The organism is Cryptosporangium sp. NPDC051539 (genome assembly GCF_044454545.1).
GTDB lineage: Bacteria > Actinomycetota > Actinomycetes > Mycobacteriales > Cryptosporangiaceae > Cryptosporangium.
The window spans coordinates 445,247-472,178 of the sequence record NZ_JBITDV010000001.1 but is presented as its reverse complement, the minus strand read 5'-3'; the positions used below and the strand labels follow the sequence as shown (position 1 = coordinate 472,178).

Below are 26,932 nucleotides of genomic sequence, written 5' to 3'. Positions count from 1 at the left end.
ACCCCGACCCTAGTCAGGGCACCAGCCGCACCGGCTCGGGCCGGCCCAGCACGTCCTGGCTGGGCGGGACGCCGAAGTGGCGGCGGTAGTCGCGGCTGAACTGCGACGCGCTCTCGTACCCCACCTCCCGTCCGGCCCGGGCGACGTCGGCCGGGCGGACGGCCAGGCGCAGCCGCGCCTCCTGCAGCCGGATCTGCTTCTGGAACTGGATCGGGCTCAGCGCGGTCACGGCCCGGAAGTTGCGGTGGAACGCCGAGACGCTCATCCCGGCGCGGCGCGCGAGGTCTTCGACCCGGAACGGCTCGGCGGGATGCGCGCGCACCCAGTGGACGGCCCGGCCGACCCGGGTGAGGTTGCTGTCGGCCAGCCCGAGCTGGCGCACGGTGCCGTCCGAGCAGATCAGCCGCCAGAGGATCTCGCGCTCGATCATCGGTGCGAGCACCGCCCGATCGGCCGGGCGCTCGATCAGGCGGACGAGCCTCACCAGAGCGTCCAGAAGGTCGTCGGAGGCCGTGTTGACGGCGATGCCGGACGGGGCCGGTACGGCAGGCGCGGGCGGAGTCTCGGAAAGCAGCGCGGCGATCGCCGGCGGACGCAGCACCAGACCGACACCGAGCGCCGGTTCGGCCTCCGACGCCTCGGTGAAGTGACCGGTGACCGGAAGGTCGACGGAGGCGACCAGGTACTGGCCGGCGCGGTACTCGTAGACCCGGTCGCCGAGGGCCAGCCGCTTCGCGCCCTGGACGATCACCGCGAGGACGGTGCCCGACGTCGAGCTGGCCGGACGCTCCGATCGGCTGACCTTCGAGAGGAGGACGCCGTCCAGTGGGGTGGTGCCGTCGGGACGGGCGTGCCGGGCGACGAGCCGTCGGAGTTCTTCGAGGGGCATCCCGCCATCATGGCAGGATCAGGCAAGGATGAGGTCGGTTCGGCGTACCTGAGTAGCTGCTCGCGATGGTCTTCTGGAGTTGCCACTCCGACGACAGGGAGCACGAACATGTCACTCGATTCCTACCGCACGCTCGGCCGGTCCGGTCTGCGCGTCAGCCCGTTCGCGCTCGGTGCGATGAACTTCGGCCTGGCCGGTGGCTGGGGCGCGAGCGTGGAGGAGTCCGAGCGGATCCTCACCACGTACCTCGAGCGCGGCGGCAACTTCGTCGACACCGCGAACTTCTACACGAACGGGCACTCGGAGGCGATCCTGGGCGACTTCTTCGCCGCCCGGCCGGGGCTGCGGGAGCGCACGGTGCTCGCGACGAAGTTCTTCGGGAACCTGTTCCCGGGCGACCCGAACGGCGGCGGCGCCGGGCGGACTGCGATTCGCGCGCAGCTCGAGCAGTCGCTGCGCCGGCTGAAGACCGACTACCTGGACGTGTACTGGCTGCACAACTTCGACCGGCACACCCCGATCGACGAGACCCTCCGCACGCTCGACGACCTGGTCTCGGCGGGCACGATCCGCTACGTCGGGTTCTCGAACACCCCGGCCTGGTACACCGCCCAGGCGGAGACGATCGCGCGGTTGCGGTCGTGGGCGCCGGTCATCGCGCTGCAGGTCGAGTACTCCCTGCTCGCGCGGACGGTGGAGGGCGAACTCGTCCCGCTGGCCCTGGACGGCGGAATGGGGATCATGCCGTGGAGCCCGCTGGCCGGCGGGTTCCTGACCGGGAAGTACACCCGCTCCGGGATCGGGGACTCCAAGCGCGGCGCGATCACCGGCGGGCCGAGCGAGGCCCAGCACGAGGTCATCGACGTGCTGGCCGCGATCGCCTCCGAGGTCGGGGCGAGTCCGTCCGCGGTCGCGCTCGCCTGGTTGAGTGCCCGTCCGGGGGTGACCGCGCCGATTCTCGGTCCGCGCCGGTTGGAGCACCTGGTGTCGAACCTGACCGCGTTCGACGTGCAGCTGTCCGCCGACCAGGTGGACGCTCTGACCGCGGTGTCGCGGCCGCAGCTGAACTATCCCTACGACCTGAACCAGGCCACCGGGGCGATGCTGCAGTTCGCGGGCGCGACGGTCGACGGCACGTCCTCGAGCGTGTACCCGCCGCTGCTGGAGGATGCGACTCGCTACTGAGTGTTTTGTGCAACTATGCGCGTCTCGTACTTTTGGTCAGAAAGTTCGACGGAACGGTGCTTATCGGGGTGTCGATGAGTTGATGGTCGGCACGGCGGGTTCCGTGCGGGTGGGCTGGCCTGGTCGTATCCGAAATGTCTGGTTTCGGAGATCGGAGACGACATGAGTAGGCAAGCCCGTTCAGTGCGGCTGACCGTCGCGGCTGTGGCGTTGGCGGCCGGGAGTAGTTTCCTGGTCTCGACGCCCGCCGTGGCCGACCCGCCGCAGCCCGATGGCCCGATGGCCGTGCCGGCCGCCCCGCCCGCGCCGGCCGTGCCGCCGCCGGCTCCGGAGAGGCGTGGGGACGCGTCCGGCGGCGAGACGCAGGGCGGCGACAACGGCGGTGGCCGCCGCGACGGCCAGGGGTCCCAGTGGGGGCAGGGGTCGCAGGGCCAGGGTTCGTCGCAGGGGCAGGGGTCTCAGCAGGGGCAGGCGTCCCAGCAGGGGGCCCGGCAGGGGCAGCAGTCGCAGCAGGGGCAGTCGCAGCAGCCGCCGCCGCCCGGGCCGCGGCAGGGGCAGCAGGGCCAGGGCCAGCAGGGCCGGGACCAGGGCCAAAGTCAGCAGGGTCAGGGCCAGCAGGGCCGGGACCAGGGTCAGGGTCAGGGTCAGCAGGGTCAGGGGCAGCAGCAGGGTGGGGGCCGGGACGGCGGTCGGCCGGGCCGGAACGAGGACAACGGCGGCAAGAATGACAACGGCGGCCGGAAGGGCGACAACGACAACGGCCGCGGGAGCGGTCGCGCCGACAACGACCGCGACGGCCGGGACAACGACAACCGGCGGAACCACGTCCGCCGGACCGAGCGCGGTGAACGCGTGGTCGCCGACTGGTACCGCGGCCGCCACTACCAGCGCGGAGACTTCTCCTCCGACGGCTGGACCTGGCGCGGCGGCTCCGACTGGCACCGCGGCAGCAGCTACCACCGCGGCGGCGGCTGGGATTCGTCCGGAGGCTGGGGCTGGACGCGCGGCGCCCGCTACGGCGACCGCGTCTCGAACTTCTACGGCGGCTACCTCGAGTGCCAGCGGGCCGGCTACCTCGGCGTGATCCGCGGCTGGTGGGACGACTTCAGCTGCGACTACACCCGCTTCGGGTGGGCCGGTTGGAACAACTTCCGCTACGGACCCGGCGACTGGCGCTACCGCGGCACCTGGGTCCTGCGCGTCGACGACTTCGACCTCTACTAGGAACCCGCCCGAAGGAGCGCGGGCGCTGCGAACCCGTCCGGAGGGGGCGCGGGCGCCGTGAACCCGTCCGGAGGGGCGCGGGCGGTGCGAACCCGTCCGGAGGGGCGCGGGCGGTGCGTGGCGGCGCCCGCGCTCCTTCCTGCGCCGCGGGCGACCCGCCGTGGGCTATGGGTGCCCGGGGCCGAGGTTCCGCCCCGGGCCATCCTGGCCGCGCTGCTGTTGCCGCGCCCCCGCCGGGTGTGCCGCCCCCTGCCGGGTGTGGCCGCCCCTGCCGGGTGTGCCGCCCCCGCCGTCGCACCGGCCGGGGCCGGGCCGCTGTCGGGCGGGGTGTTCGGCCGGGCTCGCCGGGGCGTGGCGCGGGAGGCCGCGGGCCGACTGGACTTGCCGGTCCATTTTCCGCGGCGAACGATGGGGCCATGAACGACTACTACCTGCTCGGCCGGTCCGGGCTCCGCGTCAGCCGGCTGGCGCTCGGGACGATGAACTTCGGCGTCGACGGGTTCCACGCCCCCTACGGCAAGACCGAGGACGAGGCCGCCGCGATCTTCCACCGCTACCTCGACTCCGGCGGGAACTTCGTCGACACCGCCGACTTCTACACCGCCGGCCAGAGCGAACGGATCCTCGGCCGCCTGATCGCGAAGGCCGGCGTCCGCGACCGCCTGGTCCTCACCAGCAAGTTCACCAACACCACCGACCCGGCGAACCCCAACGCGAGCGGCAACGGGCGCAAGCACCTGATCCGCGCGGTCGAGGACTCGCTGCGCCGCCTCGACACCGACTACCTCGACCTCTACCTGCTGCACACGTGGGACCGGATCACCCCGGCCGAGGAGGTCGTCCGGACGCTCGACGACCTGGTCAGGGCGGGCACGATCCGCTACGCCGGGCTGTCGGACGTCCCGGCCTGGTACGCCGCCCGCGCCCAGAGTTACGCCGAAGCGCACGCGCTCAGCCCGATGGTCACCGTCCAGTTGCCGTACTCGCTGGTCAACCGTGGGGTCGAGGCCGAGTTCCCGGCGATGGCGCAGGCCCTGGGCCTGAGCCTCACCGCCTGGAGCCCGATCGGTGGCGGCCTGCTCACCGGCAAGTACCGCCGCTCCGCCGACGGGCCGCGCGGTCCCGGGCGCCTGGCGCTCCCGGGCACCGGATCGCCGATCACGGACGCCGAGTGGGCGGTCATCGACGCCGTGGAGAGCGTCGCCGCCGACCTCGGGCGCAGCGTGGTGCAGACGGCGATCAACTGGGTCGCCACGCAGCCCGGCGTCGCGTCGGTCATCCTCGGTGCGAGCAGCCCCGAGCAACTCGGCACGAACCTCGCCGCGCTCGACTTCGAGCTACCGGCCGACGCCCGCAGGCGCCTGGACGAGGCGAGCGCGCCCGCACTGGCCCGGCCGTACACGATGTTCACGCCGGAGTACCAGTCGTCCCTGGTGAGCCCCGGCCTGACGATCGGCGACAAGCCCTCGGGCTACTCGCCGCCGATCGTCAACTCAGCTCACTGAGCCGCCAGTTCCTTCGCGAACGCGCCCTCGAAGGCGTCCTCGACGATCTTCGCGCCGCCCTTCACGTCCGCCGGGCGGAGGATGAAGCTCTGCGTGCTCGGCGACTTGTGCAGGGTGAAGCTCTGGATCGGCACCAGCAGGCCCTGGGTGTCGACGGACTTCAGGCCGTTGAACGCGTCCAGGACGCCCTGGCGGGTGAGATTCCCGTCCTTGCAGGCGGCGTCGAGCACCTGGCGCATGATCTCGGAGATGCCGTAGCCGAGGATCACGCCCAGGCTGGGGTTCTTCGCGTCCGGGAACGCCTTCGCGTAGGCGTCGTAGACGTCCGGATGCTTGTCGAACCCGGAGACGGGCGCGGCCACGTACAGGTGCGTTTTCAGCCACGGGCCGCTCGGGCCCTGCAGCAGCGCGGGCGCGAACACCGGGTTGCTGCCGAGGATCGGCACGTCCAGCCCCAGCGCCTGCGCGGCCGCGGCCACCGACGCGGTCTGGCCCGGCGCGACCGTCAGGACGATCGCCTTCACGCCCCGGGCCTTGAACTGGCTGACCTGGGAACTCATGTCCTGGTCGGTCGCCTTGATCTGGGCCTCGACGACCTTCAGATTCTTCTTGCCCGCGACGAACTTCGTCCCGGCCAGGCCGGTCTCGCCGTACTCACCCTCGAAGTAGATGTGCCCGACGGTGTCGCCCTCCTTGATCAGGCCCTTGGAGAACAGGTAGTCGTAGCCGTTGGCCATCTCGATGTCGTAGGTGGCGCCGGGCACACCGGTGCCGGGGATGTCGGTCAGTGTCTTGCCCCAGGCCGACGGGAAGTTCACGATCTTGTCGGCCTCGTAGTCCTTGGCCAGCGCCGCGTTGATCGGCGACCCGATCGTCTGCTGCATGGCGAGGATGTCGGACTTGATCGAGCTGTAGAGCTGCACGCCCTGCTGCGGTACGTACCCGGTGTCCTGGACGTCGAGTTTGACCGCGTACTTGTCGCAGACCTTGTGGCTCTTCCAGTAGAGCGCGTTGCCGTTCGTGATGTCCTTGCCCAGCGCGGCGAAGACGCCGGTGAGGTCGGTCAGGACGCCGAGCGTGATCGTGTCGCCGCTGATGCCGATGTCGGTCGAGACGTCGCCGGAGCCCTTGGACCCGGTGTCGGCCTTGCTGCTGCAGGCGGTGCTGACGGTGACGCCGAGCAGCATCGCGGTGACGGCCGCGGCGACCCGGAGGAGGGCGGAGCGCTTCATCGGGCGGTACCCCCTTGCGTTGAACTTCCGGCTGGATCGGGACTTCCACTGCCGTCGGTGCCACCGGCGGCGCGGGCTTTTCCGTCGGGCGCGGGCGCGCGGGCCGCGGCCCCGCCGCCGGTGCGACCGCCGGTGCGACCGGTACCGGGAAGGCGGACGCGGCTCAGGCGATGGGCCAGCCCGGCCAGGCCGGTGGGCTGGAAGAGCACGACGAGGACGATCGCCAGGCCGTACAGGTAGCGGGCCGCCTCCCCGGCCGCGAGCCCGTCCCCACCGGCGCCCGACACCAGCGGCAGCGCGTCCGCGTACCGCTGCAGCACCAGCGGCAGCGCGGTCACGAACGCGGCCCCGGCGATCGCGCCGCCGAGCGATCCCAAGCCGCCCAGCACGATCATCGCCAGGTACTGGATCGACACGAACAGGCCGAACGACTCCGGCGCGATGCTCCCGATCGATAAGGCGTACATCACCCCGGACAGCCCCGCGTACGCCGAGCTCAGCAGGAAGATCCCGGCCTTGTACCGCTGCACGTCGACCCCGGCGACCGATGCCGCGACCTCCGAGTCCCGCAGCGTCTGCAGCGCGAACCCGGGCCGGCTGCGCAGCAGGTTGCGCCCGAACCAGAACGCTCCGACCAGCAGCACCAACCCGAGGTACCAGAGCTTCTCGGCCTCCCGGAACGGAATCCCGAGGACGTTCAACGCCGGCGTGTCCGAGAACTGCAGCCCGAACACCGCGAAGTCGGGCACCGAACGACCGTTGAACCCCCCGGTCACCGACGTCCAGCTGTTCAGCACGTGCTGCCCGATGAACACCAGGGCCAGCGAGGCGACACCGAGGTAGATGCCGCGCAGCCGGGCTGCGATCGGGCTGAACGCCAGCCCGGCCAGCCCGGCCAGCAGCACCCCGACGATCATGCCCAGCAACGGCGGCCAATGCCACCCGGCCAGCTCGCCGGCGCGCACCGTGCTCGGCGAATCCGTGACCACGGTGTAGCCGATCGCCCCGACCGCCAGGAAGAACGAGTGCGCGAGCGAGAGCTGCCCCGCGGTCCCGACCAGCAGATTCAGTCCGAGCGCACCGATCGCCGCGCCGAAGATCGCGAAACCGGTGCGCAGCCAGAATTCGTCCACGTAGAACGGAAGGATCAGCAGCACGGCGAGGACGGCCCCGACGGCGATCAGCCGGGTCCTAGACACGGGACAGCTCCCGGGTGCCGAACAGTCCGGAGGGACGGATCAGCAGCACGATGATCATCACCAGGTAGGGCACGACGCCGCCGAACCCGCGGCCGAGGAACAGCAGCTGGTCCTGGTAGCCGGCCGCGAGCGCCTCGGCGATTCCGATCAGCAGGCCGCCCACCAGCGCGCCGCCGGTGGAGTCGAGCCCGCCGAGGATCGCGGCCGGGATCGCGCCGAGCGCGACCCCGTAGACGGCCGGGCTCACCCCCGGCGTCGGCGCGCCGACCAGGAACAGCGCCGCGACCGCGGCCAGCACACCGGCGATCAGCCAGGCGATCAGCGAGACCCGTCCCTGCCGGATCCCCATCAGCGCGGCCGCCTCGCCGTCCTCGGCCGCCGCGCGCATCGCGACGCCCCAGTCCGAGTACGTGAACGCCACGAAGAACAAACTGATGAGGACGACGGCGACGGCGATCGCCAGCGCCCGGTTCATGCTGATGCCGACGTCACCCAGCCGCAGGACTCTCGCCCCCCAGGGATGCGGCACGTTGAGGATGTCCGAGCCGATCCGGCGCACCATGTCGGTGAGCAGGATGATGTCGACGCCGATCGTCACGACCGCGAGGCTGATGTCGGCGGCGCCGCGGAGCCGGTTGATGACCAGGCGCTCGATCAGCACCGCCACCAGCGCGGTCGTGGCGATCCCGGCCAACGTCCCGAGCCAGAACCCCCACGGGTCGCAGAACCGGACGATCGCGTAGGCGCCGACCAGCAGCAGCGAGCCGTGCGTGAAGCTGACGACGCCGCTGGCCTTGAAGATGATCACGAAACCCAGCGCGATCAGCCCGTACATCGTGCCGAGCGAGATGCCGTTGAGGACGAGCGAGAGGAACTGGCTCATGCCTCCCCCTCCGGGTCGCCGGAGCCTAGGTATGCGCGGATGACCTCGGGGTCGTTCTGGATCTCGGTCGGGGTGCCGTCGGCGATCCGGCGGCCGAAGTCGAGGACCGTGACGCGGTCGGCGAGCGACATCACCATTCCCATGTCGTGTTCGACCAGGACGATCGAAATGCCGAGCGCGGTGCGGATCGCGCCGATCGTCTCGGCCATCCGGCGGGTCTCGTCGGCGTTCATGCCCGCGACCGGTTCGTCGAGCAGCAGGATCTTCGGTTCGGTGCAGAGCGCCCGGGCGGTCTCGACGCGCTTGCGGTCGCCGTAGGAGAGGCCCTCGACCGGCCGGTGCAGCTTGTCGCCGAGGTCGAGGAACTCGGCGATCTCGGCCACGCGTGCGGCGTGGCGGCGGTACTCGCGGGTGGCGCGGGGGAGCCGCAGGCCGGCCGAGAGGAACCCGGTCCGGGTCAGGTGGTGGCGTCCGAGCGTGAGGTTGTCGGCGACGGACTGGCGGCCGGAGAGCGCGAGGTTCTGGAACGTGCGGGCCACGCCGACCCCGGCGATCCGGAACGGGCGCATCCGGTCCAGCCGGGCGTCGCCGAAGCGGACCTGGCCGCCGGCCGCGCGGTAGACCCCGGACAGCACGTTGAACAACGTCGACTTCCCGGCCCCGTTGGGCCCGATCACCGCGTGCAGCGAACCCGGTGCGACCGTGAACGACACGTCGGACAGCGCGGTGACCGCTCCGAACCGGACCGTGACCCCGTCGACCTCGAGTGCCGGAATGTCGTCCCGGACCGCGGTTTCCGCGTCGGGGGCGCTCATCCGACCCACCGGGAGAGCGTGCGCCGCGGCGCGTCGCCGGTGGCCGGGGCGGCGCCGACGGTGTCCGCGCTTCCGCTCGCACCGCCCAGGTACAGGTGCTGGACCTGGTCGCTGCGGGCCAGGTCGGCGGCGTCGCCCGACAGCGACACCCGGCCGACGTCCAGCACGTACGCCCGGTCGGCGACCCGCAGCGCCATCGTCGCGTTCTGCTCGATCAGCAGTACCGACGTGCCCTGCCGGTTGATCTCGGTGATCACCTCGCCGATCTGCCCGATGACCCGTGGCGCCAGCCCGAGCGAGGGCTCGTCGAGCAGCAGCACTTTCGGCCCGGCCATCAGCGCCCGGCCGATCGCGAGCATCTGCTGCTCCCCGCCCGACAGCAGCGTGCCGCGTTGCGTCCGCCTCTCCCTCAGGACCGGGAACAGGTCGTGCACCCGCTCCCGCGCCGCGGCTTTCGCCGCCCGGTCGTGGTTGCCGAGGCCACCGGCCCGGAGGTTCTCCTCGACGGTGAGACGTCCGAAGATCCGTCTCCCTTCGGGCACGTGGACGACGCCGAGGCGGACGATCGTGGCCGGATCGGCGCCGGCGAGGTCGCGGTCGCCGAGCCGCACGGTTCCGGCGTCGATGCGGCCGCTCTGGCGGCGCAACGTGCCCGAGATCGCTCTGAGCAGCGTGGTCTTCCCGGCCCCGTTGCTGCCCAGCACGGCGACGACCGCGCCGTCCGGCACGGTCAGCGACACTCCGCGGAGGGCCTGGACCGCACCGCCGTAAGACACCTGGACGTCGTCGACGGTCAACACGAGCGATCCTCCCTGTACCGGAGAGGTGGCGGGCACAGTGTGTGCGCGTCCGACTTCCCCGATCGGCGAACGCGTCGCAATCGGTGTCAACAGCACTCTTCGGTCCCGCCCGGGGTGTGCAGACTGCACACTGTCGTCCCGATTTCACTCAGTGGAGCCGGAAGCTGGGCCGAACCGGGACGATCCCGTACGCTCCGCCGTCATGGCAGCGGCGGCCGACCTGGCTTCGGTGCCGGTCGGACCGGGCGTGCACGCGCTGGCCGCCCGGCTGCGCGCCCGTTCGCTGCCGACGCTGACCGCCACGGTCTTCCGGCACGTCGTCGACGCGATGCCGGACTACCGCGCGGTGAGCGCGCTGACCGCCGCCGGCCTGCGTGACGTCTGCTCGGTGAGCCTGCACCAGATGCTGGGCGAGCTCGCCGATCCGACCGGCCACGACGGTGAGGAGCGGGCACTCGCGCTGCGCGAGACCGGGCGGCAGCGCGCGACCCAGGGGTTGCCGCTGGAGTGGCTGCTGCACAGCTTCCGGCTGTGCGCGCGGGCGATCTGGCAGGGCCTGGTGCGCGAGGCGACGCTCGCCGGCGACGAGTGCGTCCGCCGGTTGCTGGGGGAGGCGGTCGTCGTCTGGGACGCGCTCGACCGGGTGTCGACGCTGGTCGCGAAGGCCTACCGGGAGGAACAGGACCGGCTGGCGCGCACGACGAGGCGCCGCCGCGACATGGTGCTGTCGGGTCTGCTGGAGCGCCGGCCGTCGACCCAGGCCGCGGCGGCCGAGGCCGAGGAAGTGCTCGGTATTCCGGGCCGGGGCCCGCTCCTGGTGGTGATCGCGACGCTCGGCGCCGCGCCGGTGGAGGCGGTGGTGCCGGCGCCGCCGGGCGAGACGTCCGGCGGGCCGGCGGCGCTCGGAGCGATTCCGTGGCCGGCCGTGCCGGGGACCGTCCCGCCCGGGGGCGCGCTGCCGGAGCCCGCGGTCGCGGAGGCGGGGGTCACGCCGGAGGCGCTCCTGCGCGCGGCCGGATTCCGGTCGGCGTGGGTGACGCACGGCGCCCGCGACTCCGGGCTGGTCGCGCTGGAGAGCGCGGCGGGCGTCGACGCGGTGGAGGCGGCGCTGCGGGAGGGGCTGCCCGGACAGGCGACGGTCTCGCCGCTGATCGACGGTTTCGACGAGGTGCCCGGCGCCCACCGCCTGGCCGCCCTGACGCTCCGGACGCTCCCGGCGTCGTACTCAGGGCTGGTCCGCGTCACCGACCGCCTGCCGCACGCGCTGGTGGCGGGCGCGCCCGACGTCTCGGACGTGCTGGTGCGGCACACGCTGGGCGGGCTGCTCACGCTCCGGCCGTCCGAACAGGAGCTGTACCTGAGCACACTGGAGGCGCTGGTCGACGCCGACGGCTCGTTCTCGGCCGCCGCCCGGCGCCTGTACTGCCACCGCAATACCGTGCTCAAGCGTGCCCACCGCATCGAGGCCCTGACCGGACGCCGCCTGACCAGCACCCGGGCGCTGACCGAGCTCTACCTGGCCGTGCTCGCCTTCCGGCTGGACTCCGACCGCCCCGACGCGCCGGGCCCCCGAGCCGCCCGCTGACCCGGCCGCCCGGGCCGGCGGCGGTCATCGTGAGCGGGCCGGCACCGGTCATCCGCCAGACGATCTTGATCTCGGTGCCCGCGTGCAGCTGGGGCGCCGTCGGGAAGAACAGGGCCCACAGCGTGGCCCCGTCGCCGGCCCCCTGCCGCGACTGCAGCCCGTCGACCCCGGCGCCGGACGTACACCGGTCGACGACGCCCGGCGCCGGGGCCGGCGGGCTCGGGCCGGGCGCCGGCCGGTCGGAAGCGCCGGTGCAGCCCCCGGCGAGAACGACCGCCGCGGCGGCGAGGGCGGCGGTGCGCGGCGGGCGGCCGGACACGCGTCAGCCGATCCGGCCCACACCCGCGAACAGGTAGACGTCGGGCTCGCCACCGGAGTCCGGACGCCAGCGCGAGCACGACACGACCCCGGGCTCCAGCAGCTCGACACCGTCGAAGAACCGCTCGATCTCCGGCCGGGTCCGCGCCCGGATCGGCGTCCCCCCGCGCTCGGTCGTCTCCCGCATCACCTGCAGCATCGGCTCGCCGTGGATCTCGGCCGTCGAGTGGGTCAGCACCAGGTGGCTCCCCGGGGGCAGTGCCGCGACCAGGCGTCCGACGGCGGCGTACGCCTCGTCGTCGTCCATCAGGTGGTTGACGACGCCGAGCAGCATCAGACCGATCGGCCGGCCGAGGTCGAGCGTCTCCCTCGCCGCGGCGAGGATCGTCTCCGTGTCGCGCAGATCGGCCTCGACGTAGTCGCTGGCCCCCTCCGGGGTGCTGACGAGCAACGCCCGCGCGTGCACCATGACCAGTGGGTCGTTGTCGACGTACACGACCCGGCTGGACGGGTCGAGGGCCTGGGCGACCTCGTGCGTGTTGTCCGCGGTCGGCAGACCGGTACCGACGTCGAGGAACTGGGTGATACCGGCGTCTCGCACCAGGTACCGCACGACCCGTTTCAGGAACGCGCGTTCACCCTTGGCGCCGAGCGCGATGTCGGGAATCTTGGCCAGCACCTCGTCGCCGGCCGCCCGATCGATCGCGAAGTGGTCCTTGCCGCCGAGCCAGTAGTTCCAGATCCGGGCCGACTGCGGAACGCTGATGTCGATCTTGTCGTCGATCGGCGCGCTGGATTCCTCGGTCATGCCCGCATTATCGTCCGTGGGGTCACCAGGTTGTCCACAATGGGGGAACGGCGGAGCGGTCCGCCGGGGGGTCTATGCTCGCGCCGATGAGTTCACCGGAACCGAACGGCGGGCCGACTGCGCGAAGGCTGCAGCTCGGTGCTCGTCTGCGGGGTCTCCGCGAGGCTCGCGGCTTCACCCGCGCGCAGGCGGGGGATTCGATCCGCAGCTCGGAATCGAAGATCAGCCGCCTCGAGCTCGGGCGTGTCGGTTTCAAGGAGCGTGACGTCGCCGATCTGCTGCGCCTCTACGGCGTCAGCGATGCCGAGCACGACGAGTTGCTCGCGCTGATGCGCGAGGCCAACGCGCACGGCTGGTGGCACGAGTACAGCGACGTCATCAGCCCCTGGTTCCTGCACTACCTCGACCTCGAGCAGGCGGCCGAGCTGATCCGCACCTACGAGGTCCAGTTCGTCCCGGGCCTGCTGCAAACCGCCGACTACGCCCGGGCGGTCATCGCCCTGGCCCACGAGAAGACCAGCCCGGCGAAGATCGACCGGCGGGTCGCGCTGCGCGTGGCCCGGGCGCGGATCCTGAACCGTCCGGATCCGCCCCGGCTCTGGGCGGTGATCGACGAAGCCGTGCTGCACCGTCCGATCGGCGGCCCGGCCGTGCTGCGCGCCCAGATCGAGGCGCTGCTGACCGCGACCGCGCTGCCGAACGTCCAGCTCCAGGTCGTCCCGTTCGGGGCCGGCGGCCACACCGCGGCCGGCGGGGCGTTCAGCATTCTCCGGTTCGCCGACCACGATTTGTCCGATGTGGTGTACCTCGAGCACCTGACCAACGCCCAGTACCTCGACAAGCAGGAAGACCTCGACCTGTACTCGGCCGCGGTGGCGCAGCTCTTCATCGAGGCCGAGGAGCCCCAGCGCACCCCCGACATCCTCCGCCAGGCCCTCCGCGCCCTGGACGGCTGAGGGATCCCGCCCGCCTGATCGCCCGCGTTACGGTCCCGGTGACGCGCAGTCCGAATCGGAGCCGGAGGTGACGTGTCCGAGCCCGTGGCGCCCGATCGCGGCCCGACGGTGACACTCGTCCTCGGTGACGTCTTCGCCAGCGATGCCCCCTACCTGGTCGCTCCGTGCTCCGTGGACGGGGACATGGTCGTCTCGGTGCGCAGCGCGGTCCTGCGGCTCGCGGTCGATCCGCCGATGGGCCCGTTCGCGCCCGGTGCCGTGGTTCCCGTGCGCAGCCGGGCCGGTGCGACGACCGTCCTGTTCGCGATGACGGTGCGGCCCCTGTCCTCCGAGCGTTCCGAGACCATGGACGTCGTCCGGGAGGCGGCGGGGCGAATCGGTCTGCACGCGCTCGTGCCCGGCGCCGTGGTCGCGATCCCGTTGCTGGGCAGCGGCGCCGGTGGGCTCGATCCCGCGGACTCGGTGCGGGCGGTGATCACCGGTTTCCGCGGCACCGCGAGTCCCCGGTCGGAGCTCCGGATCCACGTCCTCGACCGGGCCGTCCTGGAGCTGGTCGGTCCGGTCGTGGAGGAACTCGCCGCGGCCGCCGGCCCGGCGTCGCGGGTCACCGCCGAACTGGCCTCCGCGCTTCCGGACGACGGGGCGCCGATGACCACGGGGGCGCTCGTGGCCGCCGTGATCCGGGCGCTGGGCGGGCCCGACGCCGGTCCCGGGCTGGAGGATCTCGCCGCGGCCGGCACGTCCGGATCCCTCGACGACCATCTCGACGAGGTGGGGCGCCGGTGCCCGGGCCCGGGGCTGATCGGGCTGCCCGAGCTGGTCTTCGGGCTCGCGCTGGATCCGGGCGTGGGATGGCCGCTGCTCCGGGAGGGCGTCGTCGAGGGGATCCTCCGGTCCGGCGACGTGCACCCCACATCCCTGTACGCAAGCGTGGCCTGGCTGAACGAGTCTCCGATCACGCAGCGGACTTGGGCCTGGGATACCGTCCTCGGCCCGGTCGGCCGCGACCTGGCCGAGGACCAGCCGTTGCTGGCGTTGGCGCTGGGCGCGCCGCCCGAATGGACGGCGACGCTGCCGGCCGAGGCGAGCCACCTCGCATTCTCGCCGGACGGTTCTCGTCTCGCCGCGCTGGCCGGCGGTGTGGTCTACGTAGTCGGCGCCGACGACCGCCCGCGCCGCGTCGGGCCGGTCGACGGGGCCGTCGTCTCGCTCGGCTGGAGCCGCACCGGCATCCTGGCCCTGCGGCTGGACGCGGACGCGGCGGAGATCGTCGACGTGGCGACCGCCTCGGTGCTCGGCCGGGTGACCGGCGTGACGAGCGGAGCGCTCTCCGCGGGCCTGCCGGCCTGGCTCGGCGGTCCGGACGGCGTCGTCCGCTGGTGGGGCCCCGACCGGCCGGAGCCCGAACCGATCTTCCGGGCACCGGGCCCGGTGCAGGTCCTCGCAGCCGACGGATCGGGCCGACGCGGCCTGATCGTCGACGGTGAGCAGGGCCGCCTGGTGAGCACGCTGGCCGAAGACCTCCGGTCGGCCGGGGCCGTGGCAGACAGCCCGGCCGCGACGATCGGGACGCTGCTCTGGCCGGAGGGCCCCTACGCGGTGCTGTCGCTGGGAAAACTGGTCGCGCTGGCGGAGGCCGGTGAGGACGACCGGCTGACGCTCGGCCGCCCCGGGCAACCGCCGATGGCCGTGGTCCGCACCGAGGACCGGCCGGTCGACGCGCTCGCGTCCGACCTGGACGGACATCGCGTGGCCGTCGGGTCCGGACGGGAGGTTCGGGTCTGGCCGGTGACGTCGTCCCGGTCGACGTCCCGGGGCATCGCCGGGTACGAGCCGGACGCAACCGGCGGTGACGACCTGCTCGACGCCGAGCGGGACGCACTGGCGCTGGCCGGTCTGATCGCGTCGGCGGATCTCCGCCCACCGCTGGCCGTGGGGCTGTTCGGCGGGTGGGGCTCCGGCAAGACGTTCGTCCTCGGCCGCATTCTCGCGCAACTCGACGACCTCGTCGGCGGCGGTGACCCCGGGTACGTGGACACGGTCGACGTGATCTCGTTCAACGCCTGGCACTATGCCGAGACCAACCTCTGGGCCAGCCTGGTGCACCAGGTGCTGCGCCGGATCGCGCCGGAGAAGAGGGACGAACTGCCTGAGGTCCGCGACGCGCAGCGGCGAGCCGCCGAGGCGCGGGCCGAGGCCACGCGCATCGCGACACAGGTGCAGCCCGCGGCGCAGGCCGTCGACGACGCGCGTGGCCGGCTGAAACGGCAGCGGCTCGTCGCGTGGGTGACCGGCGGGGGAGTGCTTCTGCTCGCGCTCCTGATCGGTACGGCGATCCTGGCCGGCTGGTCGGGCCGGCTGGCCACGATCGCGAGCGCCGGGACCGCCGTGCTCGGCATCGTCGCCGGGGCGGTCGTCCGCTTCCGCGACGTGCGTGCCCAGGCGTCCGACGTCCGGGAGTTCGGCCGGAGCGGGATGGCCGCCGCCGGCCGGTTCTTCGATCGCACGAGTGCGGAGGCGCTCCGGGCCGCGGCGGCCCGCCACGACGACCTGCTCGAGGCGCGGCGGGCTGCGGATACCGAGGCGGTGCGACTGGCCGCGGAGGCCGTGCGGATCGAGGAACAGGCGGAATCGGACCCGGGTGCGATCCTCGGGCGGCTGTCGTCGGTCACCGAGTACCGCGAGCAGCTCAGCCTGGTGACCCGGACCCGGGAACGGTTCGACGAGGTGGACGCGGTGTTCGCTCGCACCGGCCGGCGGGTCGTCATCGCGATCGACGACCTGGACCGGTGCGCGGCCGAGAAGGTCGTGCAGGTGCTCGAAGCGGTGCACCTGCTCTTCAACTTCCCGATGTTCGTGGTGCTTCTCGCGGTGGACACGCATTGGCTCGACCGGTCGCTGCGGATCAAGTACCACCAGTTGCTCGGCGACGCCGGGGGCGCGACGCCGTCGGACTACCTGGAGAAGATCATTCAGATCCCGGTGCGGCTGGTACCGCTGGACGAAGGGCTGGTCCGCCGGATGATCACCGGACTCACCGGACAGCCGGTGCCCGAGGCCACCGCGCCGCGGGCGACCGTGCCGCTGGAGACCGCGCCGGCCGCGCCGGTCCGCCCGGCGCCGGCGCATCCGGGCCAGTCCGCGCTCCGCGGGTCCGATCACCTGACGACGCTTCCGCCACCGGTCAGCGTGCCCCTCAGCCTGACCTCGGAGCAGACGTCGGCCTGGCTGAGGCCCGCGCGCCGGTCCCGCCGGGAGCTGCCGGCCGTCGTCCTCACGATCACCGAGCCGGAGGCGATCGCGATGTCGGCCGTCGCGCCGTTGATCGGGACGACACCGCGCACGGTCAAACGGTTCGTGAACACGTACCGATTGCTGAAGGCCTGGGCGAAGGACCCGGACGAGTTCGACCACCGGCGCGGCGACATCGGTGACCACGAGGTCGTCGCGTTCCTGCTCGCGGTCGTCACCGGGCAGCCCGGAACCGCCGGGAGAGTCGTCGCCGGGTGCCGCTCGGTGCCGATCGACGGCACCCTCGACCAGCTGGTCGGCGCGGATCCCGAGGACGGCGTCGTCCGCCGCTGGCTCGCAGCGCACCCGCGTTACGGGAACGCGCCGGCGCACCGGTTCGCGGAGTGGGTTCCGCAGGTGGCGCGGTTCTCGTTCGTGACGCCGCCGGGCTGACGCGATCCCGGCTGTAACCCATCCCACTAGCCGACCGGCTAGCTGCTTGCCGATCGGCAAGGCAGGATGAGCGGTGGACGAGGCGTGTCCGGACACCCCGAGCGCGCCACTCGACGCCTCTGCACCTAGGACAGACATTGGCAACGTTGCTCTACCGCCTCGGCCGCGGCTCGTTCCGCCGCCGACGGCTGGTCGTGATCCTCTGGCTGATACTCCTGGTCGCGCTCGGGGGCGCGGCGGCCGCGTTCATGGGCAGGACCACCAGCGACTTCGCACTGCCCGGCACCGAGTCGCAGCGGGCGCTGGACGCGTTGAAGCACGAGTTCCCGGAGGCCAGCGGCGCCACCGGGACGATCGTCGTCGCGGCGCCCGCCGGTGACACGCTCGCCGACCCGAACATGGCGGCCGCGGTCGGGCAGGTCGTGCGGGAGGCGTCGCAGGTGCCGGGCGTCCTCGGGGCGGTCGATCCGTTCACCGCGAAGTCGCTGTCCCGGGACGGCCGGTACGCGCTGATCCAGGTGCAGTTCCGCGACCCGGTCGACGACATCACCGCGGCGCAGCGCACGGCCTACGAGCAGGCCGGCGAGTCCCAGCGCGACGTGCTGCAGGTCGAGCACGGCGGCGAGGTGATGAACTCCCCGCCGGAGATCGGCGGGTCGGAGGCCATCGGTGTCGCGGTCGCGCTGGTCGTCCTCCTGGTGACGTTCGGGTCGCTGGTCGCCGCAGGCATGACGATGCTCAACGCGCTGATCGGCGTCGGGGCCGGGATGGCCGGTCTGTACGCCCTGTCCGGCGTGATCTCGCTGAACAGCACCGCGCCGATCCTCGCGCTGATGCTGGGGCTCGCGGTCGGCATCGACTACTCGCTGTTCATCACGTCCCGGCACCGCCAGCACCTGGCCGACGGGGTGGACCCGGAGGAGGCCGCGGCGCGATCCGTCGGCACCGCCGGGTCGGCGGTGGTGTTCGCCGGGATCACGGTGATCATCGCGCTGGCCGGGCTCACGGTCGTCAACATCCCGTTCCTCTCGGCCATGGGCCTCGCCGCGGCCGGGACGGTCGCGGTCGCGGTGCTGGTCGCGATCACGCTCCTGCCCGCACTCCTCGGGTTCGCCGGCCTGCGGGTGCTGCCCCGCAAGGCCCGCCGCGAGGCCGCTGCCTCTCCCGCGTCTCCCGCGTCTCCCGCGTCCGCCACTTCCGGGACGCCCGCGGCCGCGGACGGGCCCAGGCACGCGTCGGACGCCGTGGCCGAAGCCGACAGCGAAGGCCCGGGAAAGCACGAGGCATCCCCGGCCGAGCCGTTCGGGTTCCGGTGGGCGCGGTGGATCATCAAGGCGCGGATCCCGGTCCTCGTCGTCGGGGTGCTGGGCCTCGGCCTGCTGGCGGTCCCCGCAGCGGGCATGCGCCTCTCGCTCCCGGACGCCACCCACGCCGTTCCCGGCACTCCGGAGCGGGCCGCCGCCGACCTGATCACCCAGGGCTTCGGCCCGGGCGCCAACGGGCGGCTCGCGCTGGTCGTCTCGACCGACTCGCCGCAGACGACGGCCATCGCCGTGCAGCAGGTCAGCCAGGTGCTCGCCGGTACGCCGAACCTGGTCGCGATCACCCAGCCGAACTTCAGCTCGGACGAGCGCACCGCGCTGCTCGCGATCATCCCGAAGGACGGCCCGACCGCGGCCAGCACCGAGACGCTCGTCCACGACGTCCGGGCCAAGACCGCGAGCATCGACGGCGCGGACGTCTCGCTGACCGGCCAGACCGCGGTCGGCATCGACGTGTCGGAGAAGCTGTCCGACGCGCTGCCGATCTACCTCGCGCTGGTCGTGGGGCTCTCGGTGCTGCTGCTGATGCTCGTGTTCCGGTCGATCCTGGTGCCGCTCAAGGCCGCGCTGGGCTTCCTGCTCACGGTCGGGACGACGTTCGGCATCACGGTCTGGATCTTCCAGGAAGGGCACCTGGCGAGCCTGGTCGGCGTCCAGACGCCGGGACCGCTGGTGAGCTTCCTGCCGATCATCCTGATCGGCATCCTGTTCGGCCTGGCGATGGACTACGAAGTGTTCCTGGTGTCCCGGATGCGGGAGGACTTCACGCACGGGGCGTCGGCGCACGAGGCGACGGTCAGCGGCACCGGGCACGGCGCCCGCGTGGTCACCGCCGCGGCGCTGATCATGACCAGCGTGTTCGCGGGTTTCGTCCTGATCGACGACCCGACGATCAAAGCGATCGGGTTCGCGCTCGCGCTCGGCGTCGCCGTGGACGCGTTCGTCATGCGGATGACGATCGTGCCCGCCGTGATCTCGCTGTTCGGCCGGGCGGCGTGGTGGTTGCCGCGCTGGCTCGACCGCCTGCTGCCGAACGTCGACATCGAAGGAGAGAAGCTGCACCAGCAGCTCGAGGAGGACCGGGCCGACCGGGAACCGGTCAAGGTCTGAGATCGGCGGCACCGGCGCTCAGGCGCCGGTGCCGTTCAGCAGACGGAGCAGGAACCCGTCGAAGATCTCCAGCTCCGACGGCCCGAGTACGCGGAACGTCCGCTCCAGCACCTCGTTCAGGAGCGCCTGACCGGCCTCCCGCACCTGCTCGCCGTGCGGGGTCAGCCGGTGGCGGACGGCCCGGCCCGGGCCGGGGACGCGCTCGATGAGGCCGCGGTCGAGGAGCCGGCCGGCGAGAGTGCCGAACGACTGATCGGTCTGGAACGTCAGCTGCGCCAGGTCGTGCAGCGACGCGTCCGGGTTCTGGCTCAGGTGCCGCAGCGCGTCCCACTGGACGATGCTGATGTCCAGGGGAGCGAGGGCGGCGTTCGCGCTGCGGTGATGGTGCATCTGCAGCCGTTTCACCGACAGACCCACCTCGGCCAGGGATCGCGTCATGTCCGACAGCGTATCAGGTTGCTTATATCAGCATCCTTATCTAAGGTTCCTTATATGGATACCCCCACGTACTCGGAACGGGGCGCCGGTGCGCCGGTGCTGTTGCTGCACGGCGGCGCCGGGCCGATGTCGGTCACCGACTATGCCGACCGGCTCGCGGCCGGGCACCCCTACCGGGTGATCACGCCGACCCACCCCGGCTTCGACGGCACGCCCCGCCCGGATTCCCTCACCACGGTCGGTGGCCTCGCCGACGTCTACGTCTCGCTGCTCGACGCGCTCGACCTCACCGGCGTGACCGTGGTCGGCAACTCGATCGGTGGCTGGATCGCGGCCGAGATCGGCATCCGCCGGTCGCCCCGCGTCGACCGGCTGGTCCTGGTGGACGCGGTCGGTCTCGAGGTGCCCGGCCACCCGGTCGCCGGCACCTTCGGCCTGACGCTGCCGGAGCTCGCCGACCTGAGCTACCACGACCCGGACCGGTTCCGGATCGACCCGTCCGTGCTCCCGCCCGCGGCCAGGGCCGCGATGGCCGGCAACCGGGCGGCGCTCACCCTGTACGCGCCCTCCATGGTGGACGCCACGCTGCGCGACCGGCTTCCGGCCATCGGCGTGCCGACGCTCGTGGTCTGGGGCGACGCCGACCGCATCGTCAGCCCGGAGTACGGCCGCGCCTACGCCGACGCGATCCCCGGCGCGCGGTTCGAGGTCCTGCCGAAAACCGGCCACCTGCCCCAGCTCGAGAGCCCCGACCTGTTCACCGACGTGCTCGCCGGCTTCGTCGGCCGCTGACGGCCAGGAATCGAAGAACTGCCCGGAGAGCCGGTCGAACGTCTCCGGACCGGCGTCGTGGGCCCGGCGCATCGACCGTCCGTAGTAGTGGATCGCGTCGTAGCCGCCCACAGGATGCGGGTGTCGCGGGTCGGCCCGCAGATCGCGGCGGCGACCCTCACCCCGGACGCGTCGAGGGTGGTGGCCGCCGCCTCCGACGGTTGTCGCTCAGCTGACCTGGATGGACGCCGCGACCGGCGGCGTCGACGTGGGTGTGCACGGGATCGCGAACGTGCCGAAGATCGTGACCGCGGTCGCGGTGATCGGCCCGGGGGAGAGGTCGACCTGCCCGGCGCTGGTGAGTGCGAGCGAGCCGGTCATCGGAGCGGGCGTGATCGGGGTGTTCGCCGGCACCGGTTCGGCGTTCGGCGCGCCCTGCGCGGTGACGCTGCCGGTCTGGGCCCCGCCGACCGTCACCTCGATGCTCGGTGTCACCGAGCCCGCCTCCAGGTCGATCGGAGCCGTGAACGGCGCCGGTCCGGTCTGGACGGTGATCTCGACGGTGTCGCCGACGGCCGCGGTCGCGGGCGCGGTGATCGTGACGTCGACGTCACCGGTGAGCGTTCCGGTGAGAGGGACTTCGCAGGAGTAGTTGACGGTCACGGTGCCGGCATAGGCGGGTGACGCCATCACGAACGCCGACGTTCCACCGGCGAGGACGAATACTGCGGCGGCGGTGATCCGCCGGAAAGGGAGGGACATGCACAGCTCCTTCGGGAGTACTCGAGGCGTCGTTACCTCGAGGGTGCTGTCCTGTTATAGACGTTTATAAGATGATGTCAATTGTCCGGAAATGAGCAAACGGTTGCTCGGTTTTGTCACTCGGCCTGCTCAGCGGTCTCCGGGATCGCTTCAGTAAGAATTTCCTCCGGATCGGACAGTTGCTCCCGGACGTAGTTCCAGATCACCGCGACCACGGCGGCCACCGGCACGGCGAGCAGGCTGCCGACGATGCCGGCCAGGCTGCCGCCGAGCGTCACCGCGAGCAGCACCACCGCCGCGTGCAGCCCGAGGCCCCGGCTCTGCACCATGGGCTGGAAGACGTTCCCCTCGAGCTGCTGCACGACGATGATGATCGCCAGCACGATCAGCGCGTCGGTGAAGCCGTTCGACACCAGCGCGATCAGCACCGCGACGAACCCCGCGAACAGCGCCCCGACGATCGGCACGAACGCGGCGACGAACGTCAGCACGGCCAGCGGCAGCACCAGCGGCACGCCGACGATCCACAGCCCGAGCCCGATGAAGACCGCGTCGAGCATGCCGACGAACGCCTGCGAGCGGACGAACGCGCCGAGCGTCGCCCAGCTCCTGGACGCCACGATCGGCACGTCGGTGGCGTACCGGCCGGGGAGCTGGCGGGTCAGCCAGGGCAGGAACCGCGGCCCGTCCTTGAGGAAGAAGAACATCAGGAACAGCGCCAGCACGAGAGTGACGACCCCGTTGACCACCGTGCTCACGCCGGTGACGGCCGTGGTCGCGATCGTGCCCGCGCTCTCCTTGATCCGGCCGGTGACGCTGTTCAGCGCGTTCGTGACCTGGCTGTCGTCGATGTTGAGCGGGGGGCCCGCGACCCACTCGCGCAGCCGCTGGATTCCGTCGGCGACCCCGGTCGCGAGGTTCGGCGATTCGGAGGCGACCGGCACCGCGATCAGCACGACGACGCCGGCCCCCAGCAGCAGGAAGACGACCGTGACGAGCGTGGCGGCCGCCGCGGGCTTCCACCCGTGGTTGCGCAGGAACCGGGCCGGTGGCCAGGTGAGCGTCGTCAGCAGCAGCGCGATCACGAGCGGCCAGACGATCGACCAGGCCTTGCCCAGCAGCCACAGGGCCACCGCGGCCGTCAGGAGGACGAGCAGCAGATCCAGGCCGGCGCGCGCCGACGTGCGGAGCGCGGACCGGGTCTTCGTCGGGCTGAGCATGCCGGGCATGGTGCCCACCCTAGGGATACACCCTGTCACTCCTCACCCGCCACACCGGGAACACTCGCCGCGGGCCGAGGCCCTACGATCCACACACCATGGAGCAGACTTCGGCGCCGGTGCGCGACCTGACCGATTCGGACCAGAACGAGGCCGTGCTCGCGCTCGCCTCGCGCCTGCTCACGGACGACACCGCGGCCGACGGGAACGGCCCCGCGGTCGCCGCGGAGGCCGGGGCGGCGGCGCGGTCGCGCGCCCGGCTGGCCGCGGCCGGCGAGCCGGTGCACCTGACCGTCGTGTTCGCGATGTACGGCGAGACCGGCCGGATCGTCCCGCGCTCGGAGCACCCGCACGGCGAGGACTTCGTCCGCGCCAAGGTGCGGCAGCTCGACTGGCTCACCGCCGGGCTGCCCGGCGTCACCTGGAGCATCCTGGCCTGCGACGACGGGTGCCCGGACGAGCCGTCCAGCGCCGACGTGATGACCGCGATCATCGCCGGGGAGGGCTACCCGTCTGCCGGTCACCGCAGTGTGTCGGTGATCCGGCTGGCCGACCTGATCGGCGGGAAGTTCCCGGTCAGCCCGGCGTTCGACGCGCTGACGTCGACCGACCAGTCCCGGAAGGGCGGCTCGATCCTGGCCGCGCTGGCCACCGCGGTCCGCGGCGGCTCGCCGCACGACGTCCGGCACGTCGTTCTCTACACGGACGCGGACCTGTCCTCGAACCTCGCCCAGGTGGGCGCGATGGCCTCGGCCGTCCTCGGCGGTTCGGCCGGCGCGCTCGGGCAGCGATACGGAATGGACGGCGCGGTGCTGGTGAAGCCGGACGGGCCGTCGGTCGAGCCGCATAGCACCGGCGACAAGCCCGACAAGCTGATCGTGCTGTTCCGGCACTTCGTGCGGGCGACGCTGATCCCGGACCTCGCGCACGTGCTCGACACCCAGGCCGGGTTCAAGGCGTTCGACGCCGGGGCGCTGGCGCCGGTGCTCGGCGAGATGTCGTCGTTCAACGAGACGTTCGACGTCGAACTGCTGATCCACCTCGCGCAGAAGTACGGGCCGGGCGCGCTGGCGGTGGAGCCGATCGTGTTCACCGAGGACTTCGCCGCGACGAACTTCCCGAGCGTCGACCCGGGTGCCCGGCACCTCGCGATGGTGCAGCAGGTCGTCGACCTCTACGACCGGTACGTGGCCGCGGTCGCGCCCGCGACCGGTGAGGCCGCCGAACTGCTGGAGTTCCTCCGCGTCCTGGACCTCGACTCCTACGTCCGGGTCATCGAGGCCCTGCGCGCCGAGGACGCCGGCGACCCCACGCTGTTCGACCGCCGCTGGACGGTGGCCCACCTGCGGGCGCTGGCCTCCTAGCGGTAGAGGCCCGGGCGGTCGCCGGCCGCCACCGGCTCGGTCCGGCCGCCGGCCAGGGACGCGACGCCGGCTTCGGCGACCGCGTTGGCGACGTAGCCGTCCCAGGCGCTGGGGCCGTCGGTGGTGCCCGCCGCGACCGCCGCCGCCCAGTGGGTGAGCTCGGCCCGGTAGGCGTCCGCGAAGTGCGCGACGAAGTCGCCGCGCACCGGCGTGCCGGCGACCCCGTTCGTGTGCGTGACGACGCCCGGGCGGGCCGGCAGCCGCGCGGTGCCCCGGGATCCCACGATCTCGCAGCGCACGTCGTAGCCGTACCCGGCGTTGACGAACACCTCGATCGTCGCCATCGCCCCGGAGGCCAGGTGCAGCCAGGCCAGCTGCGGGTCCCGGAGGCCGGACGCCCGGGGCGACTCGATCCGGATCGTCGTGACCTCGGAGTCCAGCAGCCACGGGACGACGTCGAGCTCGTGGATCATCGACCCGATCACGATCTGCGCGTCGCTGACGCTGGTGTGGTTGACCGGATTCCGGTGGACGTTGTGCACGATCAGCGGCTCACCCGGCACTCCGGCCGCGAGCACGTTCTTCAGCTCGACGTAGCCGGGGTCGTAACGGCGCATGAACCCGACCTGCACCAGCCGCCGCCCGGTGGCCAGCTCGGCCTCGACGATCTTCCGGGCGTCGGCCGCGGTCTCGGCCAGCGGCTTCTCGCACAGCACCGGCTTCCCGGCGGCGAGGCACGCGAGCACGAGGTCGGCGTGGGTGAAGTCCGGCGACGCGACGATCACCGCGTCGACGTCGTCGGCGCCGATCAGGTCCGGCGCGGTGGGTGTGGTGCGGGCCTCCAGCGGCCCGGCGACCGCCGTCGCGCGCCCGGGATCGGGGTCGTGGATCGCGACGACCCGCGCGCCCGGGACACTCGTGGCGATCGTGGTCGCGTGGCCGGCACCCATCGCGCCGGCTCCGATGACACCCACTCGAACGGTCACTGCCGTACCTCCAGCATCTCCGCGGTCGCGTCGACGGCGGACTCCACGTCGCCGTCGGGTGGGAACAGCAGCGACCGGCCGACGGCCATCCCGGCGACGGCCGGGTGGGCCAGGGCTGTCGCCCAGGTCGCGAACTGGGCCCGCTGATCGGTGCCGACCTCGCCGCCGAGCAGCAGCACCGGCAGCGTCGTGGCGGCCAGCACCGGCTCCATGTCGTCGGTGACCGGCAATTTCAGCCAGGTGTAGGCCGACGTGGAGCCGAGCCCGGCGGCGATCACGGCCGAACGCACGACCGCGCCGGTCGAGAGGTCGTTCGCGAGCCGTCCGGCGGGGGTGTGGGGGCGGCCGGCCAGGAACGGCTCCACCATCGCGATCAGCCGCCGTCCGGACAGGGCGCGCACCGCGTGCGCGCTGCTCTCCAGCGCACCGGCGGTCAGCGGGTCGTCGGGGTCGATGCGCAGCAGCATCTTGCCGCCGTCGAGCCCGGCGGACGCGATTCCCTCGGCGTCGTAGCCGGTGAACCGGTCGTCGACCTCGAACGCGCTGCCGGCCAGCCCGCCGCGGTTCATCGAGCCGAACACGACCTTGCCGTCGAGCGCGCCGAGCACCAGCAGGTCCTCGATGACGTCGGCGGTGCCGAGAAACCCGTTCACACCCGGCCGGCCGAGCGCGCGGACGATCCGGTCGAGCAGGTCGGCGCGGTTGCCCATCGCGGTGCGGTCCCGGCCGGCCGCCAGCGCGCCGCGGGCCGGGTGGTCGGCGGCGATCAGGAACAGCCGCCCGGTGTCGCCGAGCGGCCCGGACGGCCGCTTCCGGGCCGCGAACAGCTCGGCGATCCGGCCGGGCTCGGTGAGGCGCAGCCGCGCGATCCGGCCGACGTCGCCGGCCGTGACCACGCTCATCCGAGCGCTTTCAGCACGTACTCGTACGACGCCCGGACGTCGGTGATCGGGCCGGGGGCGGCCGGTTCGCCCTGCTCGAGCTTGAGGTCCTGCTCCAGGACGTACCAGCCCTGGTACCCGGCGCCCTCGAGCGTGGCGATCATCGCGGCGATGTCGACCGAACCGGTGCCCAGGACGCGGAACAGCCCGGCGGCCACCGCGGCCGAGAACGACAGCTCACCGGCCCGCACCCGCGCGGCCAGCCCGGCGTCGACGTCCTTGAGGTGCACGTGGCCGACCCGTTCCGGGGCCGCGGCGGTGATCGCCACCGGGTCGGCGCCGGCCGCGACCAGGTGGCCGGTGTCGACGCAGAGCTGCACGGACGAACCGGCCAGGACCCGCTGCACCTCGTCGGCGTTCTCGACCATCGTGCCCATGTGCGGGTGCAGGACGGCCGTCGCGCCGCGCTCACCGGCGTGCGCGCAGATCCGGTCGAGGTTGCCCAGCAGCGTGGCCCACTGCGCGTCGTCCAGGACCGGGCGGTCGTCGTAACCGTCGACGCCGGTGCCGGCCGCCAGCACCAGGACTCGTCCGCCTGCGGCCAGGGCGTCGCTCAGGTAGGCGTCCGCCTCGGGAAGCGGGTCGTGACCGGCGTCGTGCAGGAGAACCGGGAGGAAGCCCCCGACCGCGGTCAGGCCGTACCGCGCTAAGCAGGCGCGGCGCTCCGCGCCGTCGTCCGGGAGGAACCCGGCCGGGCCGAATTCGGCCGCGGTGAGGCCGACCGACCGCATCTCGTCGAGGACGCGCTCCGCCGGGAACTGGAAGCCCCAGCCGGGGACCTCGCACACGCCCCAGGAGATCGGGGCGCCGGCGATGCGGTCGGAGGACGGTGGCGTCATGGGGTCTCCTCGTCGAGCACTCACGCTTGTTCGGACATGCTGACATCCGAACGTACTATCGCGGAAGAGCCCGCGCCGAGCCCGGGACGAATCGTT

The 26,932-nt window shown here is 72.5% G+C and carries 22 protein-coding genes; 9 read left to right on the top strand and 13 right to left on the bottom strand.

What is annotated here, in order from left to right; genetic code table 11:
- Nucleotides 1–13 precede the first annotated feature (13 nt).
- Nucleotides 14–889, bottom strand: a complete 876-nt coding sequence (locus ACIBZJ_RS02255; protein WP_395924550.1) for an AraC family transcriptional regulator N-terminal domain-containing protein — start codon at nucleotides 887–889, stop codon at nucleotides 14–16.
- Nucleotides 890–997: 108 nt separating this feature from the next.
- On the opposite strand from ACIBZJ_RS02255, the gene ACIBZJ_RS02250 reads away from it, so the two are divergent.
- The 3 genes from ACIBZJ_RS02250 (at nucleotide 998) to ACIBZJ_RS02240 (ending at nucleotide 4,803) form a co-directional block, all read left to right on the top strand.
- Entirely contained in the window at nucleotides 998–2,074 is a 1,077-nt protein-coding gene (locus tag ACIBZJ_RS02250; RefSeq protein WP_395924548.1) for an aldo/keto reductase, read from the top strand.
- Between the two features lie 162 nt (nucleotides 2,075–2,236).
- Nucleotides 2,237–3,298 carry a hypothetical protein gene (locus ACIBZJ_RS02245; RefSeq protein WP_395924546.1) on the top strand — a complete coding sequence of 354 codons (1,062 nt, stop codon included), beginning with the start codon at nucleotides 2,237–2,239 and terminating at the stop codon, nucleotides 3,296–3,298.
- A 416-nt stretch (nucleotides 3,299–3,714) separates the two neighbouring features.
- On the top strand, nucleotides 3,715–4,803 hold the full coding sequence (locus ACIBZJ_RS02240) for an aldo/keto reductase (protein ID WP_395924544.1): 1,089 nt from the start codon (nucleotides 3,715–3,717) through the stop codon (nucleotides 4,801–4,803).
- Here the strand turns inward: ACIBZJ_RS02240 and ACIBZJ_RS02235 are convergent.
- From ACIBZJ_RS02235 to ACIBZJ_RS02215, 5 genes are read right to left on the bottom strand one after another with little or no spacing between them, the layout of a single operon-like run.
- Entirely contained in the window at nucleotides 4,797–6,035 is a 1,239-nt protein-coding gene (locus ACIBZJ_RS02235) for an ABC transporter substrate-binding protein (RefSeq protein ID WP_395924542.1), read from the bottom strand. The two genes, ACIBZJ_RS02240 and ACIBZJ_RS02235, sit on opposite strands and share 7 nt — an antisense overlap.
- Nucleotides 6,032–7,234: a branched-chain amino acid ABC transporter permease gene (locus ACIBZJ_RS02230; protein ID WP_395924540.1), complete on the bottom strand. Its 1,203-nt coding sequence runs from the start codon at nucleotides 7,232–7,234 to the stop codon at nucleotides 6,032–6,034. The genes ACIBZJ_RS02235 and ACIBZJ_RS02230 overlap by 4 nt, the downstream gene beginning before the upstream one ends.
- Nucleotides 7,227–8,117, bottom strand: coding sequence for a branched-chain amino acid ABC transporter permease (locus ACIBZJ_RS02225; protein WP_395924538.1), 891 nt, complete (start codon nucleotides 8,115–8,117; stop codon nucleotides 7,227–7,229). The genes ACIBZJ_RS02230 and ACIBZJ_RS02225 overlap by 8 nt, the downstream gene beginning before the upstream one ends.
- Nucleotides 8,114–8,932, bottom strand: coding sequence for an ABC transporter ATP-binding protein (locus tag ACIBZJ_RS02220; RefSeq protein WP_395924536.1), 819 nt, complete (start codon nucleotides 8,930–8,932; stop codon nucleotides 8,114–8,116). Before ACIBZJ_RS02220 ends, ACIBZJ_RS02225 begins: the two co-directional genes overlap by 4 nt.
- A complete protein-coding gene (locus ACIBZJ_RS02215; RefSeq protein ID WP_395924534.1) occupies nucleotides 8,929–9,732 on the bottom strand; it encodes an ABC transporter ATP-binding protein in 804 nt (267 codons plus the stop codon). The genes ACIBZJ_RS02220 and ACIBZJ_RS02215 overlap by 4 nt, the downstream gene beginning before the upstream one ends.
- Nucleotides 9,733–9,934: 202 nt before the next feature.
- Here ACIBZJ_RS02215 and ACIBZJ_RS02210 point away from each other — a divergent pair, with 202 nt between their 5' ends.
- Nucleotides 9,935–11,317: a PucR family transcriptional regulator gene (locus ACIBZJ_RS02210; RefSeq protein ID WP_395924532.1), complete on the top strand. Its 1,383-nt coding sequence runs from the start codon at nucleotides 9,935–9,937 to the stop codon at nucleotides 11,315–11,317.
- A gap of 322 nt (nucleotides 11,318–11,639) precedes the next feature.
- On the opposite strand, the gene ACIBZJ_RS02205 is transcribed toward ACIBZJ_RS02210, so the two are convergent.
- Nucleotides 11,640–12,443: an SAM-dependent methyltransferase gene (locus ACIBZJ_RS02205; RefSeq protein ID WP_395924530.1), complete on the bottom strand. Its 804-nt coding sequence runs from the start codon at nucleotides 12,441–12,443 to the stop codon at nucleotides 11,640–11,642.
- Nucleotides 12,444–12,529: 86 nt separating this feature from the next.
- Here ACIBZJ_RS02205 and ACIBZJ_RS02200 point away from each other — a divergent pair, with 86 nt between their 5' ends.
- From ACIBZJ_RS02200 to ACIBZJ_RS02190, 3 genes are all read left to right on the top strand, one after another.
- Complete coding sequence (locus ACIBZJ_RS02200; RefSeq protein ID WP_395924528.1) at nucleotides 12,530–13,399, top strand: helix-turn-helix domain-containing protein; 870 nt, start codon at nucleotides 12,530–12,532, stop codon at nucleotides 13,397–13,399.
- A 72-nt stretch (nucleotides 13,400–13,471) separates the two neighbouring features.
- Nucleotides 13,472–17,083: a P-loop NTPase fold protein gene (locus tag ACIBZJ_RS02195; protein ID WP_395924526.1), complete on the top strand. Its 3,612-nt coding sequence runs from the start codon at nucleotides 13,472–13,474 to the stop codon at nucleotides 17,081–17,083.
- 137 nt (nucleotides 17,084–17,220) lie between these two features.
- On the top strand, nucleotides 17,221–19,515 hold the full coding sequence (locus ACIBZJ_RS02190) for an MMPL family transporter (protein ID WP_395924524.1): 2,295 nt from the start codon (nucleotides 17,221–17,223) through the stop codon (nucleotides 19,513–19,515).
- Nucleotides 19,516–19,533: 18 nt separating this feature from the next.
- On the opposite strand, the gene ACIBZJ_RS02185 is transcribed toward ACIBZJ_RS02190, so the two are convergent.
- Complete coding sequence (locus tag ACIBZJ_RS02185; protein ID WP_395924522.1) at nucleotides 19,534–19,953, bottom strand: MarR family winged helix-turn-helix transcriptional regulator; 420 nt, start codon at nucleotides 19,951–19,953, stop codon at nucleotides 19,534–19,536.
- 54 nt (nucleotides 19,954–20,007) lie between these two features.
- On the opposite strand from ACIBZJ_RS02185, the gene ACIBZJ_RS02180 reads away from it, so the two are divergent.
- A complete protein-coding gene (locus ACIBZJ_RS02180) occupies nucleotides 20,008–20,745 on the top strand; it encodes an alpha/beta fold hydrolase (protein ID WP_395924520.1) in 738 nt (245 codons plus the stop codon).
- A gap of 207 nt (nucleotides 20,746–20,952) precedes the next feature.
- Here the strand turns inward: ACIBZJ_RS02180 and ACIBZJ_RS02175 are convergent, their stop codons facing one another.
- Together ACIBZJ_RS02175 and ACIBZJ_RS02170 are read right to left on the bottom strand one after the other, a co-directional pair.
- The gene (locus ACIBZJ_RS02175; RefSeq protein WP_395924518.1) at nucleotides 20,953–21,486 is read right to left on the bottom strand and encodes a hypothetical protein; all 534 of its coding nucleotides are present in this window, start codon (nucleotides 21,484–21,486) and stop codon (nucleotides 20,953–20,955) included.
- A 116-nt stretch (nucleotides 21,487–21,602) separates the two neighbouring features.
- Nucleotides 21,603–22,715, bottom strand: coding sequence for an AI-2E family transporter (locus tag ACIBZJ_RS02170; RefSeq protein ID WP_395924516.1), 1,113 nt, complete (start codon nucleotides 22,713–22,715; stop codon nucleotides 21,603–21,605).
- Nucleotides 22,716–22,804: 89 nt separating this feature from the next.
- Between ACIBZJ_RS02170 and ACIBZJ_RS02165 the strand changes: the two genes are divergently transcribed.
- Nucleotides 22,805–24,070: a hypothetical protein gene (locus ACIBZJ_RS02165; RefSeq protein WP_395924514.1), complete on the top strand. Its 1,266-nt coding sequence runs from the start codon at nucleotides 22,805–22,807 to the stop codon at nucleotides 24,068–24,070.
- On the opposite strand, the gene ACIBZJ_RS02160 is transcribed toward ACIBZJ_RS02165, so the two are convergent.
- The 3 genes from ACIBZJ_RS02160 to ACIBZJ_RS02150 are packed head-to-tail and all read right to left on the bottom strand — an operon-like array spanning nucleotide 24,067 to nucleotide 26,836.
- Nucleotides 24,067–25,056: a Gfo/Idh/MocA family oxidoreductase gene (locus tag ACIBZJ_RS02160; RefSeq protein WP_395924512.1), complete on the bottom strand. Its 990-nt coding sequence runs from the start codon at nucleotides 25,054–25,056 to the stop codon at nucleotides 24,067–24,069. The two genes, ACIBZJ_RS02165 and ACIBZJ_RS02160, sit on opposite strands and share 4 nt — an antisense overlap.
- Nucleotides 25,053–25,958, bottom strand: a complete 906-nt coding sequence (locus ACIBZJ_RS02155) for a hypothetical protein (protein WP_395924510.1) — start codon at nucleotides 25,956–25,958, stop codon at nucleotides 25,053–25,055. Before ACIBZJ_RS02155 ends, ACIBZJ_RS02160 begins: the two co-directional genes overlap by 4 nt.
- Nucleotides 25,955–26,836, bottom strand: a complete 882-nt coding sequence (locus tag ACIBZJ_RS02150) for a TIM barrel protein (RefSeq protein ID WP_395924508.1) — start codon at nucleotides 26,834–26,836, stop codon at nucleotides 25,955–25,957. The genes ACIBZJ_RS02155 and ACIBZJ_RS02150 overlap by 4 nt, the downstream gene beginning before the upstream one ends.
- Between the last annotated feature and the right edge of the window lie 96 nt (nucleotides 26,837–26,932).

Excerpts from the sequence above, each read along its gene's own strand:
- ACIBZJ_RS02170 (WP_395924516.1), bottom strand. The coding sequence starts at position 22,715 with ATGCCCGGCATGCTCAGCCCGACGAAGACCCGGTCCGCGCTCCGCACG.
- ACIBZJ_RS02205 (WP_395924530.1), bottom strand. The coding sequence starts at position 12,443 with ATGACCGAGGAATCCAGCGCGCCGATCGACGACAAGATCGACATCAGC.
- ACIBZJ_RS02150 (WP_395924508.1), bottom strand. The coding sequence starts at position 26,836 with ATGACGCCACCGTCCTCCGACCGCATCGCCGGCGCCCCGATCTCCTGG.
- ACIBZJ_RS02210 (WP_395924532.1), top strand. The coding sequence starts at position 9,935 with ATGGCAGCGGCGGCCGACCTGGCTTCGGTGCCGGTCGGACCGGGCGTG.
- ACIBZJ_RS02200 (WP_395924528.1), top strand. The coding sequence starts at position 12,530 with ATGAGTTCACCGGAACCGAACGGCGGGCCGACTGCGCGAAGGCTGCAG.
- ACIBZJ_RS02240 (WP_395924544.1), top strand. The coding sequence starts at position 3,715 with ATGAACGACTACTACCTGCTCGGCCGGTCCGGGCTCCGCGTCAGCCGG.
- ACIBZJ_RS02220 (WP_395924536.1), bottom strand. The coding sequence starts at position 8,932 with ATGAGCGCCCCCGACGCGGAAACCGCGGTCCGGGACGACATTCCGGCA.
- ACIBZJ_RS02155 (WP_395924510.1), bottom strand. The coding sequence starts at position 25,958 with ATGAGCGTGGTCACGGCCGGCGACGTCGGCCGGATCGCGCGGCTGCGC.
- ACIBZJ_RS02165 (WP_395924514.1), top strand. The coding sequence starts at position 22,805 with ATGGAGCAGACTTCGGCGCCGGTGCGCGACCTGACCGATTCGGACCAG.
- ACIBZJ_RS02255 (WP_395924550.1), bottom strand. The coding sequence starts at position 889 with ATGCCCCTCGAAGAACTCCGACGGCTCGTCGCCCGGCACGCCCGTCCC.
- ACIBZJ_RS02250 (WP_395924548.1), top strand. The coding sequence starts at position 998 with ATGTCACTCGATTCCTACCGCACGCTCGGCCGGTCCGGTCTGCGCGTC.
- ACIBZJ_RS02235 (WP_395924542.1), bottom strand. The coding sequence starts at position 6,035 with ATGAAGCGCTCCGCCCTCCTCCGGGTCGCCGCGGCCGTCACCGCGATG.
- ACIBZJ_RS02175 (WP_395924518.1), bottom strand. The coding sequence starts at position 21,486 with ATGTCCCTCCCTTTCCGGCGGATCACCGCCGCCGCAGTATTCGTCCTC.
- ACIBZJ_RS02245 (WP_395924546.1), top strand. The coding sequence starts at position 2,237 with ATGAGTAGGCAAGCCCGTTCAGTGCGGCTGACCGTCGCGGCTGTGGCG.
- ACIBZJ_RS02225 (WP_395924538.1), bottom strand. The coding sequence starts at position 8,117 with ATGAGCCAGTTCCTCTCGCTCGTCCTCAACGGCATCTCGCTCGGCACG.
- ACIBZJ_RS02180 (WP_395924520.1), top strand. The coding sequence starts at position 20,008 with ATGGATACCCCCACGTACTCGGAACGGGGCGCCGGTGCGCCGGTGCTG.
- ACIBZJ_RS02185 (WP_395924522.1), bottom strand. The coding sequence starts at position 19,953 with ATGACGCGATCCCTGGCCGAGGTGGGTCTGTCGGTGAAACGGCTGCAG.